This window comes from Roseibium sp. R5 (assembly GCF_055755305.1).
The window spans coordinates 1974119-1995013 of the sequence record NZ_CM146910.1 but is presented as its reverse complement, the minus strand read 5'-3'; the positions used below and the strand labels follow the sequence as shown (position 1 = coordinate 1995013).

Annotated in this window: 18 protein-coding genes; 8 read left to right on the top strand and 10 right to left on the bottom strand. The window is 56.9% G+C overall.

The window, feature by feature from the left end:
• Window positions 1-17: 17 nt before the first annotated feature.
• The 5 genes from soxC (at window position 18) to mgrA (ending at window position 5727) form a co-directional block, all read left to right on the top strand.
• Window positions 18-1301 (top strand): sulfite dehydrogenase, encoded by a 1284-nt coding sequence (gene soxC / locus AC0J4F_RS09255; RefSeq protein WP_133951731.1) that lies wholly within the window; start codon window positions 18-20, stop codon window positions 1299-1301.
• Complete coding sequence (locus AC0J4F_RS09250) at window positions 1285-2394, top strand: c-type cytochrome (RefSeq protein ID WP_166672800.1); 1110 nt, start codon at window positions 1285-1287, stop codon at window positions 2392-2394. Before soxC ends, AC0J4F_RS09250 begins: the two co-directional genes overlap by 17 nt.
• 28 nt (window positions 2395-2422) lie before the next feature.
• Window positions 2423-3184: a c-type cytochrome gene (locus AC0J4F_RS09245; protein ID WP_133951727.1), complete on the top strand. Its 762-nt coding sequence runs from the start codon at window positions 2423-2425 to the stop codon at window positions 3182-3184.
• A 48-nt stretch (window positions 3185-3232) separates the two neighbouring features.
• Window positions 3233-4510, top strand: a complete 1278-nt coding sequence (locus tag AC0J4F_RS09240) for an NAD(P)/FAD-dependent oxidoreductase (RefSeq protein ID WP_133951725.1) — start codon at window positions 3233-3235, stop codon at window positions 4508-4510.
• 167 nt (window positions 4511-4677) lie between these two features.
• Complete coding sequence (gene mgrA, locus AC0J4F_RS09235) at window positions 4678-5727, top strand: L-glyceraldehyde 3-phosphate reductase (protein ID WP_473026036.1); 1050 nt, start codon at window positions 4678-4680, stop codon at window positions 5725-5727.
• Window positions 5728-5773: 46 nt separating this feature from the next.
• On the opposite strand, the gene AC0J4F_RS09230 is transcribed toward mgrA, so the two are convergent.
• The 7 genes from AC0J4F_RS09230 to hutI form a co-directional block, all read right to left on the bottom strand.
• Window positions 5774-7324: a TRAP transporter large permease subunit gene (locus tag AC0J4F_RS09230; protein WP_133951721.1), complete on the bottom strand. Its 1551-nt coding sequence runs from the start codon at window positions 7322-7324 to the stop codon at window positions 5774-5776.
• Window positions 7321-7824 carry a TRAP transporter small permease subunit gene (locus AC0J4F_RS09225; RefSeq protein WP_133951719.1) on the bottom strand — a complete coding sequence of 168 codons (504 nt, stop codon included), beginning with the start codon at window positions 7822-7824 and terminating at the stop codon, window positions 7321-7323. Before AC0J4F_RS09225 ends, AC0J4F_RS09230 begins: the two co-directional genes overlap by 4 nt.
• 146 nt (window positions 7825-7970) lie before the next feature.
• The gene (locus tag AC0J4F_RS09220; RefSeq protein ID WP_133951717.1) at window positions 7971-9068 is read right to left on the bottom strand and encodes a TRAP transporter substrate-binding protein; all 1098 of its coding nucleotides are present in this window, start codon (window positions 9066-9068) and stop codon (window positions 7971-7973) included.
• Between the two features lie 47 nt (window positions 9069-9115).
• Window positions 9116-10789: a urocanate hydratase gene (gene hutU, locus AC0J4F_RS09215; protein ID WP_473026035.1), complete on the bottom strand. Its 1674-nt coding sequence runs from the start codon at window positions 10787-10789 to the stop codon at window positions 9116-9118.
• Window positions 10782-11615: an N-formylglutamate deformylase gene (gene hutG / locus AC0J4F_RS09210; protein WP_473026034.1), complete on the bottom strand. Its 834-nt coding sequence runs from the start codon at window positions 11613-11615 to the stop codon at window positions 10782-10784. Before hutG ends, hutU begins: the two co-directional genes overlap by 8 nt.
• The gene (gene hutH, locus AC0J4F_RS09205; RefSeq protein WP_473026033.1) at window positions 11602-13158 is read right to left on the bottom strand and encodes a histidine ammonia-lyase; all 1557 of its coding nucleotides are present in this window, start codon (window positions 13156-13158) and stop codon (window positions 11602-11604) included. Before hutH ends, hutG begins: the two co-directional genes overlap by 14 nt.
• The gene (gene hutI / locus AC0J4F_RS09200) at window positions 13155-14360 is read right to left on the bottom strand and encodes an imidazolonepropionase (RefSeq protein WP_473026032.1); all 1206 of its coding nucleotides are present in this window, start codon (window positions 14358-14360) and stop codon (window positions 13155-13157) included. The genes hutH and hutI overlap by 4 nt, the downstream gene beginning before the upstream one ends.
• Window positions 14361-14443: 83 nt before the next feature.
• Between hutI and AC0J4F_RS09195 the strand changes: the two genes are divergently transcribed.
• The 3 genes from AC0J4F_RS09195 (at window position 14444) to AC0J4F_RS09185 (ending at window position 17591) form a co-directional block, all read left to right on the top strand.
• Window positions 14444-15832 carry a formimidoylglutamate deiminase gene (locus tag AC0J4F_RS09195; RefSeq protein WP_473026031.1) on the top strand — a complete coding sequence of 463 codons (1389 nt, stop codon included), beginning with the start codon at window positions 14444-14446 and terminating at the stop codon, window positions 15830-15832.
• An 18-nt stretch (window positions 15833-15850) separates the two neighbouring features.
• On the top strand, window positions 15851-16552 hold the full coding sequence (locus tag AC0J4F_RS09190; protein ID WP_473026030.1) for a UTRA domain-containing protein: 702 nt from the start codon (window positions 15851-15853) through the stop codon (window positions 16550-16552).
• A 124-nt stretch (window positions 16553-16676) separates the two neighbouring features.
• Window positions 16677-17591: an ROK family protein gene (locus AC0J4F_RS09185; protein WP_473026029.1), complete on the top strand. Its 915-nt coding sequence runs from the start codon at window positions 16677-16679 to the stop codon at window positions 17589-17591.
• 10 nt (window positions 17592-17601) lie between these two features.
• Here AC0J4F_RS09185 and AC0J4F_RS09180 read toward each other — a convergent pair whose 3' ends face one another.
• From AC0J4F_RS09180 to AC0J4F_RS09170, 3 genes are read right to left on the bottom strand one after another with little or no spacing between them, the layout of a single operon-like run.
• Window positions 17602-18678: an ABC transporter substrate-binding protein gene (locus AC0J4F_RS09180; protein WP_473026028.1), complete on the bottom strand. Its 1077-nt coding sequence runs from the start codon at window positions 18676-18678 to the stop codon at window positions 17602-17604.
• A complete protein-coding gene (locus AC0J4F_RS09175) occupies window positions 18675-20072 on the bottom strand; it encodes a sensor histidine kinase (protein ID WP_473026027.1) in 1398 nt (465 codons plus the stop codon). The genes AC0J4F_RS09180 and AC0J4F_RS09175 overlap by 4 nt, the downstream gene beginning before the upstream one ends.
• On the bottom strand, window positions 20065-20727 hold the full coding sequence (locus AC0J4F_RS09170) for a response regulator (protein ID WP_409694555.1): 663 nt from the start codon (window positions 20725-20727) through the stop codon (window positions 20065-20067). The genes AC0J4F_RS09175 and AC0J4F_RS09170 overlap by 8 nt, the downstream gene beginning before the upstream one ends.
• Window positions 20728-20895 lie beyond the last annotated feature (168 nt).

Below are 20895 nucleotides of genomic sequence, written 5' to 3'. Positions count from 1 at the left end.
GACCTGAGGACAGAAACATGACTGAGACAAAGGACAAGGGCACTCCCTCCCTCTCTCGGCGGTCCCTTCTCAAGGCCGGCCTCGCGAGCGGTGTTGCCGCAGGTGCCGCCGGAGCTGCAGGTGCAGCACGCGCAGCAGGTGACCCATTGATCACGGAGATTCAGGACTGGAACCGGTATCTCGGCGATGGCGTCGATGCAGCACCGTACGGTCTGCCATCAGAATTTGAATCGGAAGTGGTCCGGCGCAACGTGCCCTGGCTGACCGCTGATGCCGTCGCCTCAATCAATTTTACACCACTCCATGAACTGGACGGGATCATCACTCCGAACGGGCTGTGTTTTGAGCGCCACCATGGTGGTGTCGCGCAGATTCGGCCGCAGGATCACCGCCTGATGATCAACGGCCTGGTCGACACACCTCTGGTCTTCACTATGGAAGACCTGAAGCGCTTCCCCCGCGAAAACCACGTCTACTTCCTAGAATGCGCGGCCAATGGCGGTATGGAGTGGCGCGGATCTCAGCTGAACGGCTGCCAGTTCACCCATGGCATGGTGCACAACGTGATGTACACCGGCGTGAAACTGAAAACCCTTCTGGAAGAAGCCGGCGTCAAGACCAACGGCAAATGGGTGCTTCCCGAAGGCGCAGACGCTGCCCACATGACGCGCTCCATCCCGATGGAAAAGGCGCTGGATGACTGCCTGGTTGCCTGGAAAATGAACGGCGAAGCGCTGCGCGCTGAACAGGGATATCCGTTGCGTCTCGTCGTTCCGGGATGGGAAGGCAACATGTGGGTCAAATGGCTGCGCCGGCTAGAAGTTGGCGATCAGCCGTGGCACCACCGTGAGGAGACATCCAAATACACCGACCTTCTGGATACAGGAAAAGCTCGACGCTTTACCTGGGTGATGGATCCGAAATCCGTCATCACCAGCCCAAGCCCGCAAATGCCGGTTTCTCACGGCAAGGGACCAATGGTGATTTCAGGGCTAGCCTGGTCGGGCAACGGCCGCATCACCCGTGTAGACGTATCTCTGGACGGCGGCCGGAATTGGAAGACGGCGCGGATTGACGGGCCAAGCCTGTCGAAATCTCTGCACCGCTTCTACCTCGACATTGATTGGGACGGGTCGGAAATGCTGATCCAGTCCCGCGCAATGGATGAACACGGGTTCTACCAGCCAACCAAAAACGAGCTGCGGGCCGCCCGAGGCGAAAACTCCATCTACCACAACAACGGCATTCAGACCTGGTATGTCCAAAAGAACGGGGCGGTTGAAAATGTTGAAGTCTCTTAAAGCGCTTTCGCTCGGCACCGTACTCGTCGCGCTTGCCTCCACCGCCACTGCGGGTGATGCGGCCAAGGGCGAGAAAGTCTTCAAGAAATGCCAAGCTTGCCATGCCGTCGGTGATGGGGCCAAGAACAAGGTTGGTCCGCATCTCAACGACCTGTTTGGGCGCACAGCTGGTGAGATCGATGGCTACAAGTACTCCAACGCCATGGTCAAGGCGGGAGAGGATGGATTGGTGTGGGACATGGAAACGACCCGCACCTATCTCGCCAAACCGAAAGCCATGATCAAAGGCACCAAGATGGCCTTTGCGGGGCTCCGCAAGGATGCGGATCTCGACAACATTTTGGCATATCTTGCGACTTACTCGGAAGATGCAGACAACGGTTCAGAACAAACCGAAGCACCTTCACAAGATAGCGGAACTGAAGTCGCCGCCGCTTCTGCCTCAACAGAACCCGTTACCGCCGCGACCTCAAACACACGAGACGGTGGAGTCTTCGGCCTTGGCCGTGTTGCCTTGGCTGAAGAAGTGGCTGCCTGGGACATCGACATCCGTCCAGATGGGCAGGGACTTCCTGAAGGATCGGGAACTGTTGCCGACGGAGAAGTTCTTTACACAGACAACTGCGCCATGTGTCACGGTGATTTTGGCGAGGCAGTAGACCGCTGGCCGGTTCTCGCAGGTGGCCATGACACCCTGACCGACGATCGCCCGGAAAAAACAATCGGTTCCTACTGGCCCTACTTGTCGACAGTCTATGACTATGTCCGCCGGGCAATGCCTTTTGGCAATGCCAGGTCTTTGTCCGACGATGAGGTCTACGCCATCACCGCGTATCTCCTTTACCTGAACGATCTGGTGGACGATGAGGAGTTTGAACTCTCCAAGGACAACTTCCTTGATATCCGCCTGCCCAATGAGGAGAACTTCATTGCAGACGACCGGGCCGAAGAAGCGCATTACGCTGAAAAGAGCGAACCATGCATGACCGACTGCAAGCCCGGTCCCGTGGAGATTACCATGCGCGCGCGCATCCTGGATGTGACGCCCGACGACGGCGGCGATGACAACGCCGGTGTCGGCGCGGTAGACTGATCCATACCGGGTCACGGGAGGAACCGGTATGGACCAGAAGCAGGACAAGGCTGAACGGCCTTATGCCGACTTTCCGAGATGGAGACATGCGGCATGGGCCCGAGCGAGGCTATGGATCGCAGGCGCAACGTTATTACTGGCGGCGCCGGCCATGGCATCGGACGGCGATCCAATTAAAGGCGAAAAGCTCTTTAAAGCCTGCAAAGCATGCCACCAGGTTGGAGCCAACGCGCGAAATGGCGTTGGCCCACATCTCGATGGCCTTTTTGAACGCCCGGCCGGGACCCTGGAAGGGTTCAAGTATTCCAGTGCGATGAAAAAACTCGGCAGTGAAGGCATGGTCTGGAACGAGTTTTCATTGGACCTTTATCTCGAAAAGCCGCGGGAATATGTGCCTGGAACCCGAATGTCCTATCGCGGCATGCCAGACCGTCAGGATCGCACCCACATCATCGCCTACTTGAGAGAACTTTCCAAATCCGAACCGGCGTCAGAACCGGAGGCGGAAACTGTGACGCCGGAAATGGGTGCCGTTGCCATGCAGATCGACGGCGACATGGCCTATGGCGAGTATCTTTCGAGTGAATGTGTCACCTGTCATCAGGTCTCCGGCCGGGCCGATGGCATCCCATCCATTATCGGCTGGCCAAAGAAACCGTTCATCCGGGCGCTCTTTGAGTACAAGACAAATGTCCGCAGTCATCAGGTCATGCAGAACATGACAGTCAACCTCGGCAACGAGGAAATCGCAGCCTTGGCCGCCTATTTCGGGTCCATCGATCCGCAATGAGGTTTTGTCAATTGCAGAGGCCAAACTGCATACTTGGGAGGAAATGACATGCCAAATCTCACACGCCGTAGTTTTGGGCTTCTGGTTGGCGCCGGGGCGACATCCCTGGCCCTGCCGTACTACGCCCGGGCGCAGGGGAAACCAAAAGTCGTCGTCATCGGCGGCGGCGCTGGAGGCGCGACAGCCGCCCGGTATATGGCCAAGGATGCTGGTGAGGATCTTGACGTCACTCTGATCGAAGCCAACCCTGCCTACACTACCTGCTTCTTTTCCAACCTATACCTCGGCGGGTTCCGCGATTTCGATTCCATCACACACGGCTACGATACGCTGTCTTCGAACTACGGCATCACCGTTGTAAACGGCATGGCAGATGCCGTTGATCGGGACGCCAAAATGGTTGTCATGGCGGACGGTTCCAAAGTGCCTTACGACCGTCTGGTCGTGTCCCCGGGCATTGATCTCATCTACGATAGTGTGCCCGGCTACTCAGAAGAAGCGGCTGAAATCATGCCGCATTCCTGGAAGGCGGGTCCTCAGACCCAGCTTCTGAAAGCCAAACTGAATGCTGTCGAAAACGGCCAGCAAATCGTTATGGTGGCACCGCCGAACCCATATCGGTGCCCTCCGGGACCGTACGAGCGTGTGTCAATGATGGCGCATATTCTCAAATCCAAGGGACTGAACGACAGCAAGATCGTCATCATTGATCCCAAGCCGAAGTTCTCCAAACAGGCCCTGTTCCAGGAAGGCTGGGACAAGCACTATCCGGGCATGATCGAGTGGTATGGACCGGATGTGCATGGCGGTATCGTCAAGGTCGATGCGTCGACCGGGGAGGTCGAAACGGACCTGGATACCTTCCAGGGCGACTTGGTGAACGTCATCCCAGCGCAGAAGGCGGGCATGATCGCCTCCAAAGCCGCACTTACCAATGACAGCGGGTTCTGCGCCATTGATCCGGCTTCAATGCGCTCCAAGGAAGACAACTCCATCTTTGTCATCGGAGATGCCTGCATCGCCGGCGACATGCCGAAGTCCGGCTTCTCGGCGAACAGCCAGGCCAAGGTGGCAGCGATGACCATTCGCGGAGACCTCACCGGATCCCGTGTTTTCCCGGCAAAATACTCCAACACCTGCTGGAGCCTGATCGAGACCAACGATGGCGTAAAAGTCGGCGCACAATACGCCCCGACAGATGAAAAAATCGCGTCCACGTCGAAATTCATCAGCCAGACCGGTGAAGACGCAGGTCTCCGTCAGGCCACCTATGAAGAGTCGATCGGCTGGTACAAAGGCATCACCACCGACATGTTCGGCGCCTAACTCCTCCCCCACCTTGCTTGCGGTAGCACCGCCTACCGCAAGCCTCTTTTTCACCAGAACTTCTGTCCATACTTCACATCACTCTCCTTTAGTGCGAAGACAGCGTCCCCCTCCATCGACATTCTGAAACAGTGTTGCTTGGAAAAACGCAGTCAAATGGAGACGCAATGACCTGGACCGCATCGCCCGACCGTTACACCAGCATGGACTACCGCCGCTGTGGCAGGTCCGGATTGAAACTGCCGCTCATTTCTCTGGGTCTTTGGCACAATTTCGGCGATGACACCCCGCACCAGCGTAAGCAGGAAATTGCGCGGACCGCTTTTGATCTCGGCATCACCCACTTCGATCTTGCCAACAATTATGGTCCGGCAAAGGGCTCCGCAGAGAGCGCATTCGGCGAACTCCTGCGCACCGACTTTGCACCGTATCGGGACGAGATGATCATTTCGTCCAAGGCCGGTTACGATATGTGGCCCGGCCCTTATGGCGAGTGGGGTAGCCGCAAATACCTTATCGCGTCCTGCGACCAATCGCTGAAGCGTATGGGTCTCGACTATGTCGACATCTTCTATTCACACAGGTTCGACCCGGACACGCCGTTGGAAGAAACCATGATGGCGCTGGACCACATCGTCCGCTCCGGACGGGCCCTATACGTCGGTATTTCCTCTTACAATACAAAGAGAACCCGAGAAGCAGCAGCAATCCTGAAGGAGCTCGGCACTCCCTGTCTGATCCATCAGCCGAGCTATTCCATGATCAACCGTTGGGTGGAAGAAGACGGCCTTCTCGACACCTTGGACGATCTCGGCATTGGTTCCATCGCCTTTTCCCCACTCGCCCAAGGCATGCTGACAAACAAGTATCTGAAAGACATTCCGGAAGGTAGTCGGGCAACACAGGGCAAATCCCTGCAGGACCAATTCCTCAGCGACGAGAACCTTGCAACCATCCGGGCACTCAACGCCATTGCCGAGCGGCGCGGGCAAACACTGGCGCAGATGGCACTTGCCTGGGTCTTGAGAGGCGGCCGCGTGACGACGGCTCTCATTGGGGCAAGCCGATCAGCCCAAGTGATTGACTGTGTCGGCGCGCTCAACAATCTCGAGTTCACTGAAGCCGAGCTTCAGGAAATCGATGCGACAGCTAAGGACGCCAACATCAATCTTTGGGCGGCCTCGTCTGAGCGCGAAGGCCCTGCCCGCAAGAAATAGATCCGGACACCGGGCGGTTTTGGCCGCCCGGCTATTCTTAAGAACTTTAATAAAGCCAGCGCGGAAGCCAAGTTGCAATAATCGGGAACATCCACAGGATCGCGACGGCAGCGATTTGCAGCCCGATGAAGGGAACCACACCACGATAGATCTGTCCGGTGGTGATTTCCTTAGGTGCAGCGCCGCGCAGATAGAACAGCGAAAATCCGAACGGCGGCGTCAGAAACGATGTCTGAAGATTGATTGCGATCAGGACTGTGAGCCAGATCGGATCAATACCCATCAGGATGAGCGGCGGGATCAAAACAGGCAGCAGAATCACCGAGATCTCGACAAAGTCGAGGAAGAAGCCCAACACGAAGACGAACAGCATCGCGAAGATCAGCGCTCCCGTGGCGCCGCCCGGCATTTCCTTCAAAAGCTCATGAACACGGTCTTCCCCACCCAGGCCGACAAACACCAGACTGAAAAAACTCGCCATCAGGATGGTTGCGAAGATCATTGAGGTTACGGTCAGGGTCGACAGCAATGACGACTTCAAAAGCCCATCGGCAAAAGCTGCACGTAAAATTTTGAGGACGACTCCAAGCGCAAAAAGAGCAAGCCCAGCGTAGATTGCAGCAAGCACATAGCCACCAATCGTCACATCTGACCTTTGAAGGCGAACGGGAAAGACCGCAGCCGACACTGCAAGTACAAGCAAGGCTATGGTCGCCAGAATGATGAGTTTGACCGGCACGCCCAACCGTCGGCCAGCCAGCAAGATAGCTCCAACGGCGCCCACAGAAGCCGCTTCATTCGGAGATGCCACACCGCCAAGGATCGAGCCTAAAACGGCGATGATCAGCAGGATCGGCGGAACGATTGCAGACGCAATTTCAACGCCGCTTGGTGGCTCAACACTCTCCTTCATTGCCGGAGCGTCACCAGGAAAAAGTTTCGCGCGGCCGATGATGTAGACGCAATAGACGGCGACCAGGAGAAGTCCCGGCACCATCGCGGCCGCAAAAGTCTGCCCAACCGAGATCGTTTCGATCGTGAATTTGCCTTGCGCATATTGCGCCTGCTGAAACGCATTCGACATGACATCGGCAAGGATGATCAGAAGGGTCGATGGCGGAATGATCTGACCAAGTGTACCGGCTGTACAAACCATGCCGGAGGCCAATTTCGGATCATACCCATTGCGCAACATGGTCGGCAGGGCAATCAGGCCCATCGCAACGACCGTTGCGCCAACAATACCGGTCGAGGCAGCCAAAAGGGCGCCCACCAGAACGACGGAAACACCAAGGCCGCCATTCATCTTGCCGAACAGCCGGCCCATCGTTTCAAGAAGGTCCTCGGCAATTCGGCTTTTTTCCAGAATCACGCCCATCAAAACGAACAATGGAATGGCGGTGAGAACAGGGTTGGTTAGAACTCCAAAGAACCGCTGGCCCATGGCGCCCATAAGCTGAATGTTAAAGTCCCCAAGCATCCAGCCAAGAAGAGCGAAGCCGGTTGCAACGCCTGCAATCGTGAAGGCCACCGGATAGCCCAGAAGAATAAAGGCGATCAGCGCCCCGAACATCATCAAGTCAAGAGGAAGGCTCATGCAGCGGTGGCTTTCAGACGGGAGATATCACGGATCAGGGCAGCTGCGCCTTGAACGAGCAAAAGAATGCAATAGGCCGGGATAAGGGTTTTCAGAAGAAAAGATGCCGGGATCCCGCCAACCGAAATCGGCCCCTCAAGGATTGCCCAGCTGCTGCGCACAGTCGGCCAGGAGAACCACAACAGAATAAGCAACGCTGGCGTCAGCAGGAACAGATGGCCAAAGATGTCGATCCAAGCCTGTGTGCGCTCACTTGCCTTGGCATAGAAAATATCGACGCGTACATGGGCATTGACCAGGAACGTGTACCCTGCCCCCAGCATGAAGATGGCTGCATGGAAATACAAAACGCCTTCATCGAGGAAGATGAAGCTGTAGCCGAAAACATAACGCAGAAGCACAATCACGAACTGCAACATCAGCATGCCCAGCGCTGCCCAGCACAAGGTGTTGCCTATTACCGAATTGACGCGCTCCAGCACACCCGCAAGCTTTTCCATCGCGGTCGGTTCCTGTTTTTGTCTCACAAGGTCACGCCCCCATCGTGAGGAGTTGGACCAGATGGTCAAGTCAAGCAGTGGCGACCGGAGAAGCGTTTCGACTTCTCCGATCGCCAAAGGCAGGCTGTGCCTTATATTACCGACGATCAGTCGTACTTGTAGTCGAGCAGACGCGCGTTCATCTGGCCATTGTCAGCGTAAGGCATGTATTCGCGCATCAGTTTGCGGTAGCCGAGGAAGCTCTCCGTGATCTGCTTGACCAGATCATCGCTGTCTGCACGCAGGTCAGCGATCACTTCACCAGCTGCGTTGCCCATCGCCACGATCACATCGTCCGGGAGCTTACGCACCATCACGCCATGATCGTTTACGAGACCCGTCAAAGCCTGGGCATGCTTGGTGTTGTACTCTGTCAGGACATCGTTGTAGAGACTGGCACATGCTTGCGTGACGACCTCTTTGAGATCATCCGGCAGTTCGTTGTAAGCATCCAGATTAACCGCGCATTCTTCAGCGGAAGACGGTTCACCGACACCCGGCCAATAGTAGTTCTTGGCGATCTGGTAGTAGCCGAGCGCACTGTCCGTCCACGGTCCGATGAACTCACCGGCATCAAGGGCGCCAGACTGAAGTGCCTGGAACATTGCCGGGCCGCTCATGGCCTGGACTGCCATGCCGAGTTTGGAGCACATTTCGGATGCCAAGCCAGTGGAACGGAACTTCAAGCCTTTGAGATCGTCAACACTGTTGATCTCGTTGCGGAACCAGCCAGCCCATTGCGGACCGGAGTTGCCGCACAAGAACGGCTTCAGATTGAAGCGGCCATACATCTCGTCATACAGCGCCTGACCGCCACCGTGGATCAACCAGCCCGCTTGTTCAGGAGCCGTCAGTCCAAACGGCTGGGACCCAAACAACAGGATGCCCTTGGACTTTGAGCCCCAGTAGGCCGGTACTGCATGATAAAGCTCAGCAGTGCCCTGCCCGACGGCATCGAAAACACCATTGCCCGGAACGATTTCCCCGGCTGCAAACAGCTTAACCTCGATGCGCCCGCCCGACAGGGTCGTGATACGATCCGCGAGCATCTGCGCGGCAACACCAGGTCCTGGCAGGTTCTTCGGCCAGGCCGTAACCATGCGCCACTGGCGGACATCTTGAGCAATGGCAGGTGCTGCAAGCGTTGTTGCTGCTGCGCCTGTTGCGCCGATTGCACCGGCTTTCAGAAAATCACGTCTTTTCATCTTGTCCTCTTTGTCAAAGGTGATTGGAGGGCTGTCCGCCGTTGTTTTTATCTCCCAAGGATACCCGGCAGGTTCAATCCCTGTTCTTTTGCGCAATCCAGCGCAATTTCGTAACCCGCATCGGCGTGCCGCATCACACCGGTTGCAGGGTCGTTCCAGAGCACACGCTCAATCCGGCGCGCGGCATCATCTGTTCCGTCACAGCAAATAACCATGCCCGAATGCTGCGAGAACCCCATACCGACGCCGCCACCATGGTGCAAAGACACCCAGGTTGCGCCAGATGCGGTGTTCAACAGTGCGTTCAAAAGCGGCCAATCTGACACTGCGTCCGAGCCATCTTTCATGGATTCCGTTTCCCGGTTCGGAGACGCCACGGACCCGCTGTCCAGATGATCGCGGCCAATGACGACCGGGGCCTTCAGCTCACCGTTGCGGACCATTTCGTTAAAGGCAAGACCCAACCGGTGCCGTTGACCAAGACCAACCCAGCAAATCCGGGCTGGCAGTCCCTGGAACGAAATCCGTTCCTTGGCCATGTCGAGCCAATTGTGCAGATGCTCATCATCCGGAATGAGTTCCTTCACCTTGGCGTCGGTCTTGTAGATATCTTCCGGATCGCCGGAAAGCGCGCACCAACGGAAGGGCCCGATCCCGCGGCAGAAGAGCGGCCGGATATAGGCAGGCACAAAGCCCGGGAACGCGAAAGCGTTTTCAAATCCCTCTTCCAAAGCCACCTGGCGGATGTTGTTGCCGTAATCCAGCGTTGGAACACCGGCATTCCAGAAATCAACCATTGCCTGCACGTGGACTTTCATCGAAGCCCGCGCGGCTTTCTCAACCGCTTTCGGATCTGTCTCAGCCTTTGAACGCCATTCGGCGACGGTCCAGCCTTGCGGCAGATACCCATTCACCGGGTCATGTGCTGACGTCTGATCGGTAACAATATCCGGTTTGACACCGCGTTTGACGAGTTCAGCGAAAACATCGGCAGCGTTGCCGATCAGGGCGACGGATTTCGCGTCCCCTGCCTTCGTCCAGCGATCGATCATCTCAAGCGCTTCGTCGAGAGAATGCGTCTTTTCATCGACGTATTTTGTACGCAGGCGGAAGTCGGCACTCTTTTCATCACACTCGACCGCGAGACAGCAGGCTCCGGCCATGACGGCAGCAAGCGGTTGCGCACCGCCCATACCACCAAGTCCACCGGTCAGAATCCAGCGGCCTTTCAGGTTGCCCTCATAATGCTGGCGGCCGGCTTCCATGAACGTCTCGTAGGTTCCCTGAACGATGCCCTGCGTGCCGATGTAGATCCAGGAGCCCGCAGTCATCTGGCCATACATCGCCAAACCCTTTTTATCGAGTTCGTGGAAATGGTCCCAGTTCGCCCAGTTCGGCACCAAATTGGAATTCGCGATCAGAACCCGCGGCGCATCCTTATGGGTCTTGAACACACCAACCGGTTTGCCCGATTGAACCATCAATGTTTCATCGTCTTCCAGTGACTTCAAACTCGCAACGATTTGGTCGAAATCATCCCAGGTGCGCGCAGCACGGCCGATGCCGCCATAAACAACCAGCTCGTGGGGGTTTTCAGCAACATCTGGATGCAGGTTGTTCATCAGCATCCGCAACGGAGCTTCCGTCAACCAAGACTTGGTATTGAGCTCTGTTCCCGTCGGCGGGAAAACGTCACGTGCATTGTGGCGGCGGTCAACCATGGTTGGCTCCCTCGGAATTTTTGGTGTGTTGGACGAGCGCAGGCGCGAGATCAGCCAATGCGCTGAGAATTTCTTTCAGATGGACCTGCAAACGCGCGGCTTTCACTTCGTCATAAGCAAAAGGCGTGTCTTCGTTCACAAGATGCGTGGACTGAGCCAGCTCCATCTGTATGGCATGGAAGCCGCCTGCTGGCTGGCCGTAGTGGCGGGTGGTCCAGCCGCCCCTGAAGCGGCCGTTCAGGATCGACGTGTAGCCCTCAGCTTTTGCTGTGAGGTCGACAACGGCCTTCTCGATTTCGGGTGCGCATGTAGCGCCGCCATTGGTTCCGGTGTTGAAATCCGGCAGCGTGCCCTCAAACAGGTAGGGCACGACGGAACGGATCGAGTGGCAATCGTAGAGAATTGCGATGCCGTGTTTTGCGTGGACACGCTCCAGTTCGGCCTTGAGCGCAGCGTGATAAGGCGCATGCCAAGCCAGCCGCCGCTTTTCGATCTCTTCTGGATCCGGCTCGCTGCCGTTCAGATAGATCGGGCGTCCGTCAAAGTCCGTTGTTGGACAGAGCGTAGTCGTGTTCTGGCCAGGATAAAGACTGACGCCTTCCGGGTCGCGGTTGGCATCGATGACATAACGGTGAAAATTTGCCTTCACCATCGTCGCGCCCGACAAGAGCTCAGAATAGAGTTGGTCAACGTGCCAATCGGTATCGGCAAGCTTTTGGCCCACTTCATTCAGGCAAGACCAAATCTCAGGCGGCACGTACGTTCCGGCATGCGGCACCCCAAGCACCACCGGCCCGTCTCCGTAAAAGACCTCAACCGGCTGCATGCGCACCTCCAAGGACCAAGGCGGCATTGTCATCAAGAAACGCAACCAAGCTTCGGGACTTGATCAACTCTGCAGCGGTCTCCAGATCCGGTGCCAGGTACCGGTCCTTCTCCAGTGCGGGGACTTGTTGCCGGAGCCGTTCCAAAGCATTTTGAAGCGGCGCACTCGTCTTGAGCGGTGCGCGATGTTCGATCCCTTCGGCAGCACAAAGCAGTTCAACACCCAGGATATGAGCCAAGTTCGCATTCATGCGTGCCAATCGGCGCGCGCCATGCGCGGCCATCGACACATGATCTTCCTGATTGGCGCTGGTCGGCGTGGAATCTGTTGAGCATGGATTTGCGAGATGTTTGTTTTCGCTCATCAATGCAGCAGTGGTCACTTCAGCAATCATAAGCCCGGAATTCAACCCCGGATCGCGCGCAAGAAACGGAGGCAAATCGAAAGACAAGGCCGGATCCACCATCAAGGCGATACGCCGCTGGGCAATCGCCCCGAGCTCGGCAATCGCGAGCGCAATCTGGTCGGCGGCAAAAGCAACAGGTTCCGCGTGAAAGTTACCACCAGAAACAATCCGGTCTTCTTCGATCAGCACCAGAGGGTTGTCGGTTGCCGCATTCGCCTCAATCTCAAGGGTGCTGGCGGCCATGCGTAGAAGGTCAATGCAGGCACCCGTAACTTGCGGTTGGCAGCGGATACAGTAGGGATCCTGAACACGGGTGTCGCCTTCCCGGTGGCTCTCACGGATTTCAGACCCCGCCATGACTGCGCGCATTGCGGCAGCCACTTCGATCTGACCACGATGGCCACGCAGTGCATGGATCTCCGGAAGAAGCGGCGCGGTTGAGCCCATGATGGCGTCGGTCGACATGCTTGCGGTCAATACCGTTGCTTCGGCCAGACGCCAGGCTTCGAAGAGACCAACAAGCGCGCACGCCGTCGAAAACTGTGTCCCGTTGATAAGGCCGAGGCCTTCCTTGGGCCCTAAAACGACGGGCTCCAATCCGGCCCTTTCGAGCGCGGCCCCACCTGACATCCGCTCGCCGCCGAATTCCGCTTCGCCTTCGCCGATGAGGACAGCGGCCATGTGGGCCAAGGGTGCCAAATCACCGGACGCTCCAACAGAACCTTGAGATGGCGTGATCGGCGTAACACCTTTTTCCAGGCAAGCCTCGATCAGCTCCAGCACTTCAAGACGAACTCCGGACGCCCCGCGCCCAAGAGAGAGGAGTTTGAGGACCATCATCAAACGGGTTGTAGCCGTGTCGAGCGGCTCACCAACACCGCAGCAATGCGACAGAATCAGGTTTCGTTGAAGTGTTTCTGTGTCCTCGGCGGCAATCTTTACACTCGCCAGCTTGCCGAACCCTGTGTTGACACCATAAACGGCTTCTTCACCGCGTGCGGCTTTCCCGACCCGCTCCGCAGCCAACCGGATTGCAGCTTCTGCAGCCCGGTCCACCCGAACCGTTAGGTTTTCACGGTAGACGCGCTCCAGATCGGCAAGGCGAACAGCGCCCGGAGACACAACAAGAGCGCTCATTCGGCTCCTCCAAAAATACGTTTTTCTAGGGCGTTAAAGCCGATGCGATAGCTAAGTTCTGCCGGGTGCCGAACGTTCCAGATGGCAAGATCAGCGCGTTTTCCGGCCTCCAGCGTCCCGCGGTCCGTTAAACTAAGTGCCTTGGCCGCCTCGCGGGTCACACCGGCAAGTGCTTCTTCCGGTGTCATGCGGAATAAAGTGCAGCCCATGTTCATTGTGAGAAGGAGAGAAGCGAGCGGCGAAGACCCTGGATTGCAATCTGTCGCAAGCGCCAGGGGCACATTATGTCGGCGCAAAAGGTCGACCGGCGGGGCTTGGGTTTCGCGCAAGGTGTAGAATGCTCCGGGCAGGATGACGGCAACCGTACCACTGGCACTCATGGCCTTGACGCCAGCTTCATCCAGATATTCCAGGTGATCTGCGGACAATGCGCCATAAGAGGCCGCAAGGGCAGTTCCGCCTAGGTTCGACAATTGCTCGGCGTGGAGTTTGACCGGCAAGCCAAGTTCCTTCGCCTTGTCGAACACTGTTGCGATTTGTTTTGGCGAAAAGGCAATGCCTTCACAGAAGCCGTCGACCGCATCGACAAGACCCTCGGCATGGGCAGCTTCCAACGTGGGCAGGCAAACCTCAGAGAGGTAAGCGTCCGCTTGGTCTTTATAGTCTGCCGGAACAGCGTGCGCACCGAGGAATGTCGTGCTTACTGAGATTGAGCGCAGGCTGCCGACCTTGCGGGCAACTCTCAGCATTTTGAGTTCGGTTTCCTTATCGAGGCCATAACCCGACTTGATCTCGATCCCCGTGACACCTTCGGCAATCAGCGCATCCACGCGGGATAGCGCACCTTCAAGCAATTCGTCTTCACTGGCTAACCGCGTTGCCTTGACGGTCGAGACAATGCCCCCACCTGCGCGTGCAACCTCTTCGTAGGACGCGCCTTCGAGCCGCATTTCGAATTCGCGAGCCCGGTCACCGCCAAAGACAACATGGGTGTGGCAATCGATAAGCCCCGGCGTCACCAGCCGCCCGTTCAAGTTCTCATTCGGATAGTCCGAGAATGCTTCCGGCAGATCCGCTGCCGGCCCAGCATAGCCAATCGTCTCGCCATCAATGGCGAGCACACCGTCTTCAATCAAGCCGTACGGATCTCCCGTCTCGGTGAGTGTTACCAATTTGGCATTTGTCAGCAGGCGCTGTGGCACCGGACATCTCCCGCTTGATTAGATTGCGATAAAAGATAATATGCATGCACATATTAACGTGTCAACGAGGGAAAGAGACCGGCATGCCTACGGCGCAAGACAGCACCATTTTCGCAGACAAGGCGCTGCTTCCCACTGGCTGGGCGGAAAACGTCCGCGTTGACTTCTCGGCTAACGGCGAGATTTCTGCGGTCGAAAGGGACGCTCTGTCACCAGCTGGAGAGACACACCGGGTCGGAATCCTTTTGCCTGCGCCGTCCAACCTCCACAGTCATGCCTTTCAGCGCGCGATGGCCGGAATGAGCGAACGCCGGGGTCAGAAAAGCCGCGACAGCTTTTGGACGTGGCGGCAGATCATGTTCCGGTTTCTCGACACACTCACCCCAAATGATGTCGAAGCGATTGCCGCCTTCGTCCAGATGGAAATGCTTGAGGCCGGGTATGCGGCTGTCGGGGAATTCCATTACCTGCATCATCAGCCTGGCGGCGCGCCATATGGCAATCTCGGCGAAATGTCGGAGCGGATTGTGGCAGCTGCGAGCAAGACCGGTATTGGGTTGACCTTGTTGCCGGTGCTTTACACCCACGGCGGCTGCGACAAGCGCCCGCTGGCACCGGGACAAATCCGTTTCGGCAATGATTTCGACCGGTTCCAAAGACTCCATGAACAGGCGGGTCACGCCCTACAGCCCCTCGATAAAGATTGTGTTTTGGGCGTCGCGCCCCACTCGTTGCGCGCAGTCGACTCGGACGCGTTGAACAACGCTGTCGTACTCGCGGGGCCGATGCCTTTGCACATGCACCTGGCAGAACAAGTCGCCGAAGTCGAAGAAGTTCTGGATGCGACGGGTAAGCGGCCAGTCGGCTGGCTTTTGGACAACCATGATGTATCGAAAAACTGGTGCCTGATTCACTGCACACAAATGACGCCCGAAGAGACCGCTGGACTGGCGCGGACCGGCGCGGTTGCCGGGCTTTGTCCGATCACCGAATCGAGCCTCGGAGACGGGATCTTCGACGGCGTCCGATTTCTGGATGCCGGCGGGCGGGTCGGAATTGGCTCCGACTCCAACATCCGGATTTCTTTGTCAGAAGAGTTGCGCACACTGGAATACTCGCAGCGCCTACGCGACAAATGCAGGGCGTCGGTGGCGAATCCGGAAAATTCGACAGGTCGTGTGTTGTTTGATGGAGCGGTTTCCGGAAGCGTACAAGCGTGTGGACGTAGTGCTGGGCAGATCGCTGCCGGTCACCTTGCCGACATGGTCGCCCTGGACGCAAATGCCATCGACCTTGAAGACCGCGAGGGCGACGAGATCCTGGATGCCTACATCTTCGCGGGCGATGACAGAATGGTCCAGGATGTCTGGTCGGCAGGCCGCCATGTTGTTACCGGTGGAATCCATGTAAAAGGCGAGGAAATCCGCGCGCGCTACCGGGCGACAATGAAGGCGTTGCGCGGCCGAATCTGAACAAGGAACTGATCACCTGTGGCCCTGACCGATACGAACTCCTGGACTGGCATTCGCGAAGAGCTTCTTCGCCGGATCCATGACCGCGTCTGGGAACCGGGCGCGCAGATCCCGCACGAAGCGGATCTGGCAGAAGAATTCGGTTGCGCGCGCACGACAGTCAATAGAGCGCTAAGGGACCTGGCCGAAAGCGGGCTGGTAATCCGCAAACGCCGTGCGGGCACGCGTGTTGCACTTAATCCGCCGCAGCGTGCCACGCTCACGATTCCGATCATCCGGGAAGAGGTGGAAGCGCTCGGCAAGACCTATCGGCACAGTCTACTGGAACGAGCCTACCAACCGGTTCCACCAATGCTGCACGGGGTATTTTACGCATCTCTCGGTGATGACGTGCTCTATCTGAAAACGCTCCACTTTGCGGACGACCGTCCTTATGCGTTTGAAGAGCGTTACATCAATCTTGATACCGTGCCCGAAGCGCGCCAGCGTAAGTTCGAGGTCTCCAGCGCCAACGAATGGCTGGTCCACAATGCCCCCTACAGCCGGGGGCATCTGTCGTTTTCTGCGCTCAACGCCAACGAAGACACCGCCCGGATCCTTGATTGCACACTGGGAACAGCACTGTTTGCAATGGAGCGCATCACTTGGACCGGCGATGCGCCCATCACACATGTGAAACTCATCTTTGCTCCAGGTTACCGAATGCGCAGCCGCATCTAAGTTGCTGGATGTATTATCCGGGACAACGGGCGCTTCTTTCTGACGGGAAAAGTCTGTGCAAGAAGCAAGTCACGGTTTATTGACTGAACCCTCCAGAACCACTTTTGAAAGACGCAAATTCAAGATGGTGACCTCCTTCGACATCGGTGGCAGCTTCATTCGATATACGTATCCCGATGCGCATGGTCCGGTGCAAGAGGCTGGGCGGGTTCCAACACCGTTGCACTCGTGGTCTGAGTTTGTCGAAGCACTCCGCAAGTGTCTTCCGGAGACATGCGGTCCGGCTGCTATCTCGCTCGCAGGGGCCTTCGATGCACAAACCGGCATCGCAGACGTCGCCAACATTCCCTGCCTGAACGACCGCCCGATCGCTTCGGATCTGACGACGGAACTCGGCACCCCGGTCGCGATCATCAATGATGCAGATGCCTTTGCACTGGCAGAAGCTGTCGAGGGTGCCGGTGCTGGCAAAGAGACTGTCTTTGCCATCATTCTTGGCTCGGGAGTCGGCGGTGGCTTGGTTCACAACGGCAGTCTTGTCTCAGGACGTGGTGGGATCGCCGGAGAGTGGGGGCACGGTCCGGTTGTCGATCCAACCGCGGGTGGGACGGTTTCAGGCATTCCGCATTTTCTATGCGGGTGCGGTCAAATCGGTTGCCTGGATGCTTACGGTTCGGCGCGAGGTCTGGAAAAAATACACGCCGCTCTTCACAACACATCATACTCAAGCATTGAAGTAACGACCGCTTGGCGCACCGGAGAGCCGCAAGCGTCAAGAACCATCGACGCCTTTACAACCATTCTGGCTCGATCGCTCAGTATGGTGATCAATCTGCTTGGTCCGGATGTAATCCCGGTGAGTGGTGGCTTGAGCGCCGACGACCGGCTTCTGGCAGAAATTGATCGCAAGACCCGCGCAATAACACTTGCGAATTACACCGAACCACTTGTGGTGCGTGGCGTGTTCTCCAAGACCGGCGGCTTGCAAGGGGCGAGTATTCACGCCCGACGCGCGTTTCCAAAAGAATTTACGAATTGATTTTCTGCATTCACGGCCCAGGAAATGTCACGCGCCAGCGTTTCAAGAAAGTTTCCCGGGTCAGCTGATCCCGCGCAACCATGAGCGCCGGAGACAAACCGATCGGGCGAAGTGCTGTCGAACTTAAAGTCTCTCCTTCGGCCCCCTCTTCCGTCTCAAGCAGCGGGCTGATTAGCAATGCTTGACGCAAGACCCTGCGCCCCTCGGGCGACAACAAAAAGTCCAGAAAATCAGTGGCTGCAGCACCGTTGTCTGCCCCATTCGGGATCATCAGCGCACGGGACAGCACCAATGTGTAATCGGTTGGCAAAACGATCCCGATCCGGTCATCTTGCTGCTGATATCCTTGGGCGTAAGATCCCAGCACATTGTAGGCGATCAGGTAGCGGCCATCGGCCACGCTCCGGATGATATCGGAGGAGCAGCACGACCGGACGGCTTGGGTGCGCACAAAGGCTTCCTGCAATGCGCCAAAGGTCGATGCCTCTTGTGCGTCGACAAAAGCAAAAAGATACCCGAGGCCGGAGCCCTCGATGTCATAGGTGGCAACGCGTCCGGCGTAAGGGGTGTTGCCAGGCCGGAGCAAATCCAGAAGATCAAACCGCGACTTTGGCACCTCAGCTGGCGGCACCAAGTCCTGATTATAGATTACGACAGCAGGCTCCCTGGAAATGCCCCACAATTCATCGCGCCATCGCAGCGCAGCTGGCAACTGCTCAGTCTCCCGCGACACATGGCTTTGGGCACAGGCTTCGTTGACCAGCTTGACCATTTGGTGGACGCCGGAACTGATCACGACATCGGCAACCGGTGCCCCTTCCCTGCATTCCGTGCGGGATTGGGTGTAGAGATCGTTCGATCCCCACTGCTCATAGATGAGTGTCAGATCGGACCGTGTTTCCAAAAAAGCCTCGACAACGGGCGCAAAAACCGAGATGTCGGCAGTCGAGCGCACTATGAGGGTCTGCTCGGCAGCAGCAGCCCCATATTGTTCGACCAACTCAGGTTCGGCCGCCATTGCAGGGACACTGAAGGTTGCCAACATCCAGAGACCAAAAGCAATTGACTTGCACAGAATACCCTTCATGCAGCCTCCGCCTTGATTTCCGGAAAACACAGAGCTGCGCGAAAAGTCCTGTCGCCGTGTGTTTCCAAAACCAATTGTCCTTCAAAAGACCGGGCAACAGCATGCGCAATGGCAAGTCCTAAACCGGAACTATTCTGACGGGACAAACCAGATTGATTGAAGCGTGTTCCCAAGGCGGAAAGGATTTCCGGATCGGGCCCACCGCCATCATCTTCCACCCAGATAGAGGCAACACCGTTTTCCGTGGTTGCACCGATGCGCACCGGTGCCCGTCCATATTTCAAGGCATTGCTCAGAAGATTCTTGACAGCTTCTTGAAGGGACGTCGTATCCGCAAGCACGTGAACCGGTTGGTCTGCCAATTGCGGAACGACTGAAATATCCGGCCGCAGAATAGCATGATCACCCTCCTCGAAAACGTCCAGCACAACATCCCGGAGATCGATTTTTGCCCGTCGAACGCTGTCACCGCGATGAATCACCAACGCCTGGCTCAACATTTGATCAAGTAGCCGGCCGAGACTTGCGGACCGGGTCTGAATACGCTCAACAATGCGATCCTTGCGCTCAGGGTCCTCCTCATCGGAAAAGAGATCTGCTTGTGCTCTGAGCGCGGCGACGGGTGTCCTCAATTGGTGAGCCGTATCCGAGATCAGATGCCGCATGGAATCCATCTGCCGATCCAGCCGCCCCATAAAGGCATTCAACGCCTGAATCATCATGGCGGTTTCCCGCGGCACATCTGTATCGAGGGGTGTCAGATCATGAGGATCACGTTCAGCCAATCCACCGGCAATCCGCTTCAGTGGATTGAAAACAGCACGCACCACCAGAACCGCCAACAGCATCATCGCCAATCCGGATGCTGCCAACACATAAAGCGCCTTGCGCGTAATATCCACGGCCATGGCGTTTCGCGCCTTCAGGGTCTGCCCCACAACAACCCGGATGGTCCCGCTCCAAGTACGCTCGGCAAATCTCCGGGACACAACAACATATCGGGCTGTTTCTCCAAAAAACACACCGTCGAAGAAGACGTCGTTGTACCCTGTCAGCCCGGCAGGCAGGGCAATTTCATCGTAACCGGTCAGGGTTTGGCCATTTGGCCCAACGATCCGGTACCCGATCCGGTCATCAGGCGCGAGCGCCAGAAGCTCAAATGCAGAATGCGGCAACTCAAGGACCGGATTGCCATCCACCACGGTGATTGCCGAGGCAATGTCATTGGCCGCCCCTACCAGCAAGCGGTCATAAGCCGAGCGCGCAGCTTCGCGGCCATATGCAAAGGCTGCGATCGAGACGATAATCCCACCAAAGGTCAAAAGAAACGTCACGCCCAAAGCCACACGCGCTGTGAGAGATGTCGCACCAAACCGGCTGAGCAAGCTAGTCATGGACCTCAAGCTTGTATCCAAGCCCTCTTTGCGTCTCGATCACAACAGAACTTCCGGAGAGTTTTTTACGCAGGCGCGCAACATAAAGCTCCAGCGCATTCATGCTGACGTCAGTGTCCTGAAAGCTGAATATGCCTTCAAAAAGCCGTTCCTTGCTCAGAACCTTTCCCCGATTGCGAATGAACAACTCCAGAAGTGAGAATTCCCGCCGGGTCAGGTTGACCGGCGCCTCCTTCAAACGGACAACGCGGGCCGTCGCATTAAAGGTCAGGTCCCCGATCGCCAGTTCTTCCGCTTTGTCTCCTTGCTCACGTCTGTAGAGCGCCTGTATGCGCGCTTCCAGCTCGCGATGATCAAAGGGCTTCACCAGATAATCGTCAGCACCGGAGTTGAGCGTCGATACGCGATCATCCACGGAGAACTCTGCGGTCAGCACCAAAACCGGCGTGCGATCGGATTTTTGCCGTAACTCTTTCAAGAGGTCGGTTCCAAGCCCGTCCGGTAAATTCAAGTCCAGAACAATGACATCATACCGCTGAACATCCAGAAGAGAGCGTGCTTCCTCCAGTGTTTTGGCAAGGTCACAGGCTATACCGCTCCGATCCAGCCGGATCATGATGGCTTCAGCCATGTCAAAGGTGTCTTCAACGAGCAATAGCCGCAATTCTTGGTCCTCCTGCCCTCACTCTTGCCTGCCCTCATCACTTCTTGCAAGCGCATAGACAGCCGGCGACAGGTTGGTGACAGGGTTTGCCGCTAGGTTGAATTCAAGCCCAAAGGGAGGCTCCGCAATGCGGACCTGAGGCTGAATAGGCTCATGCAA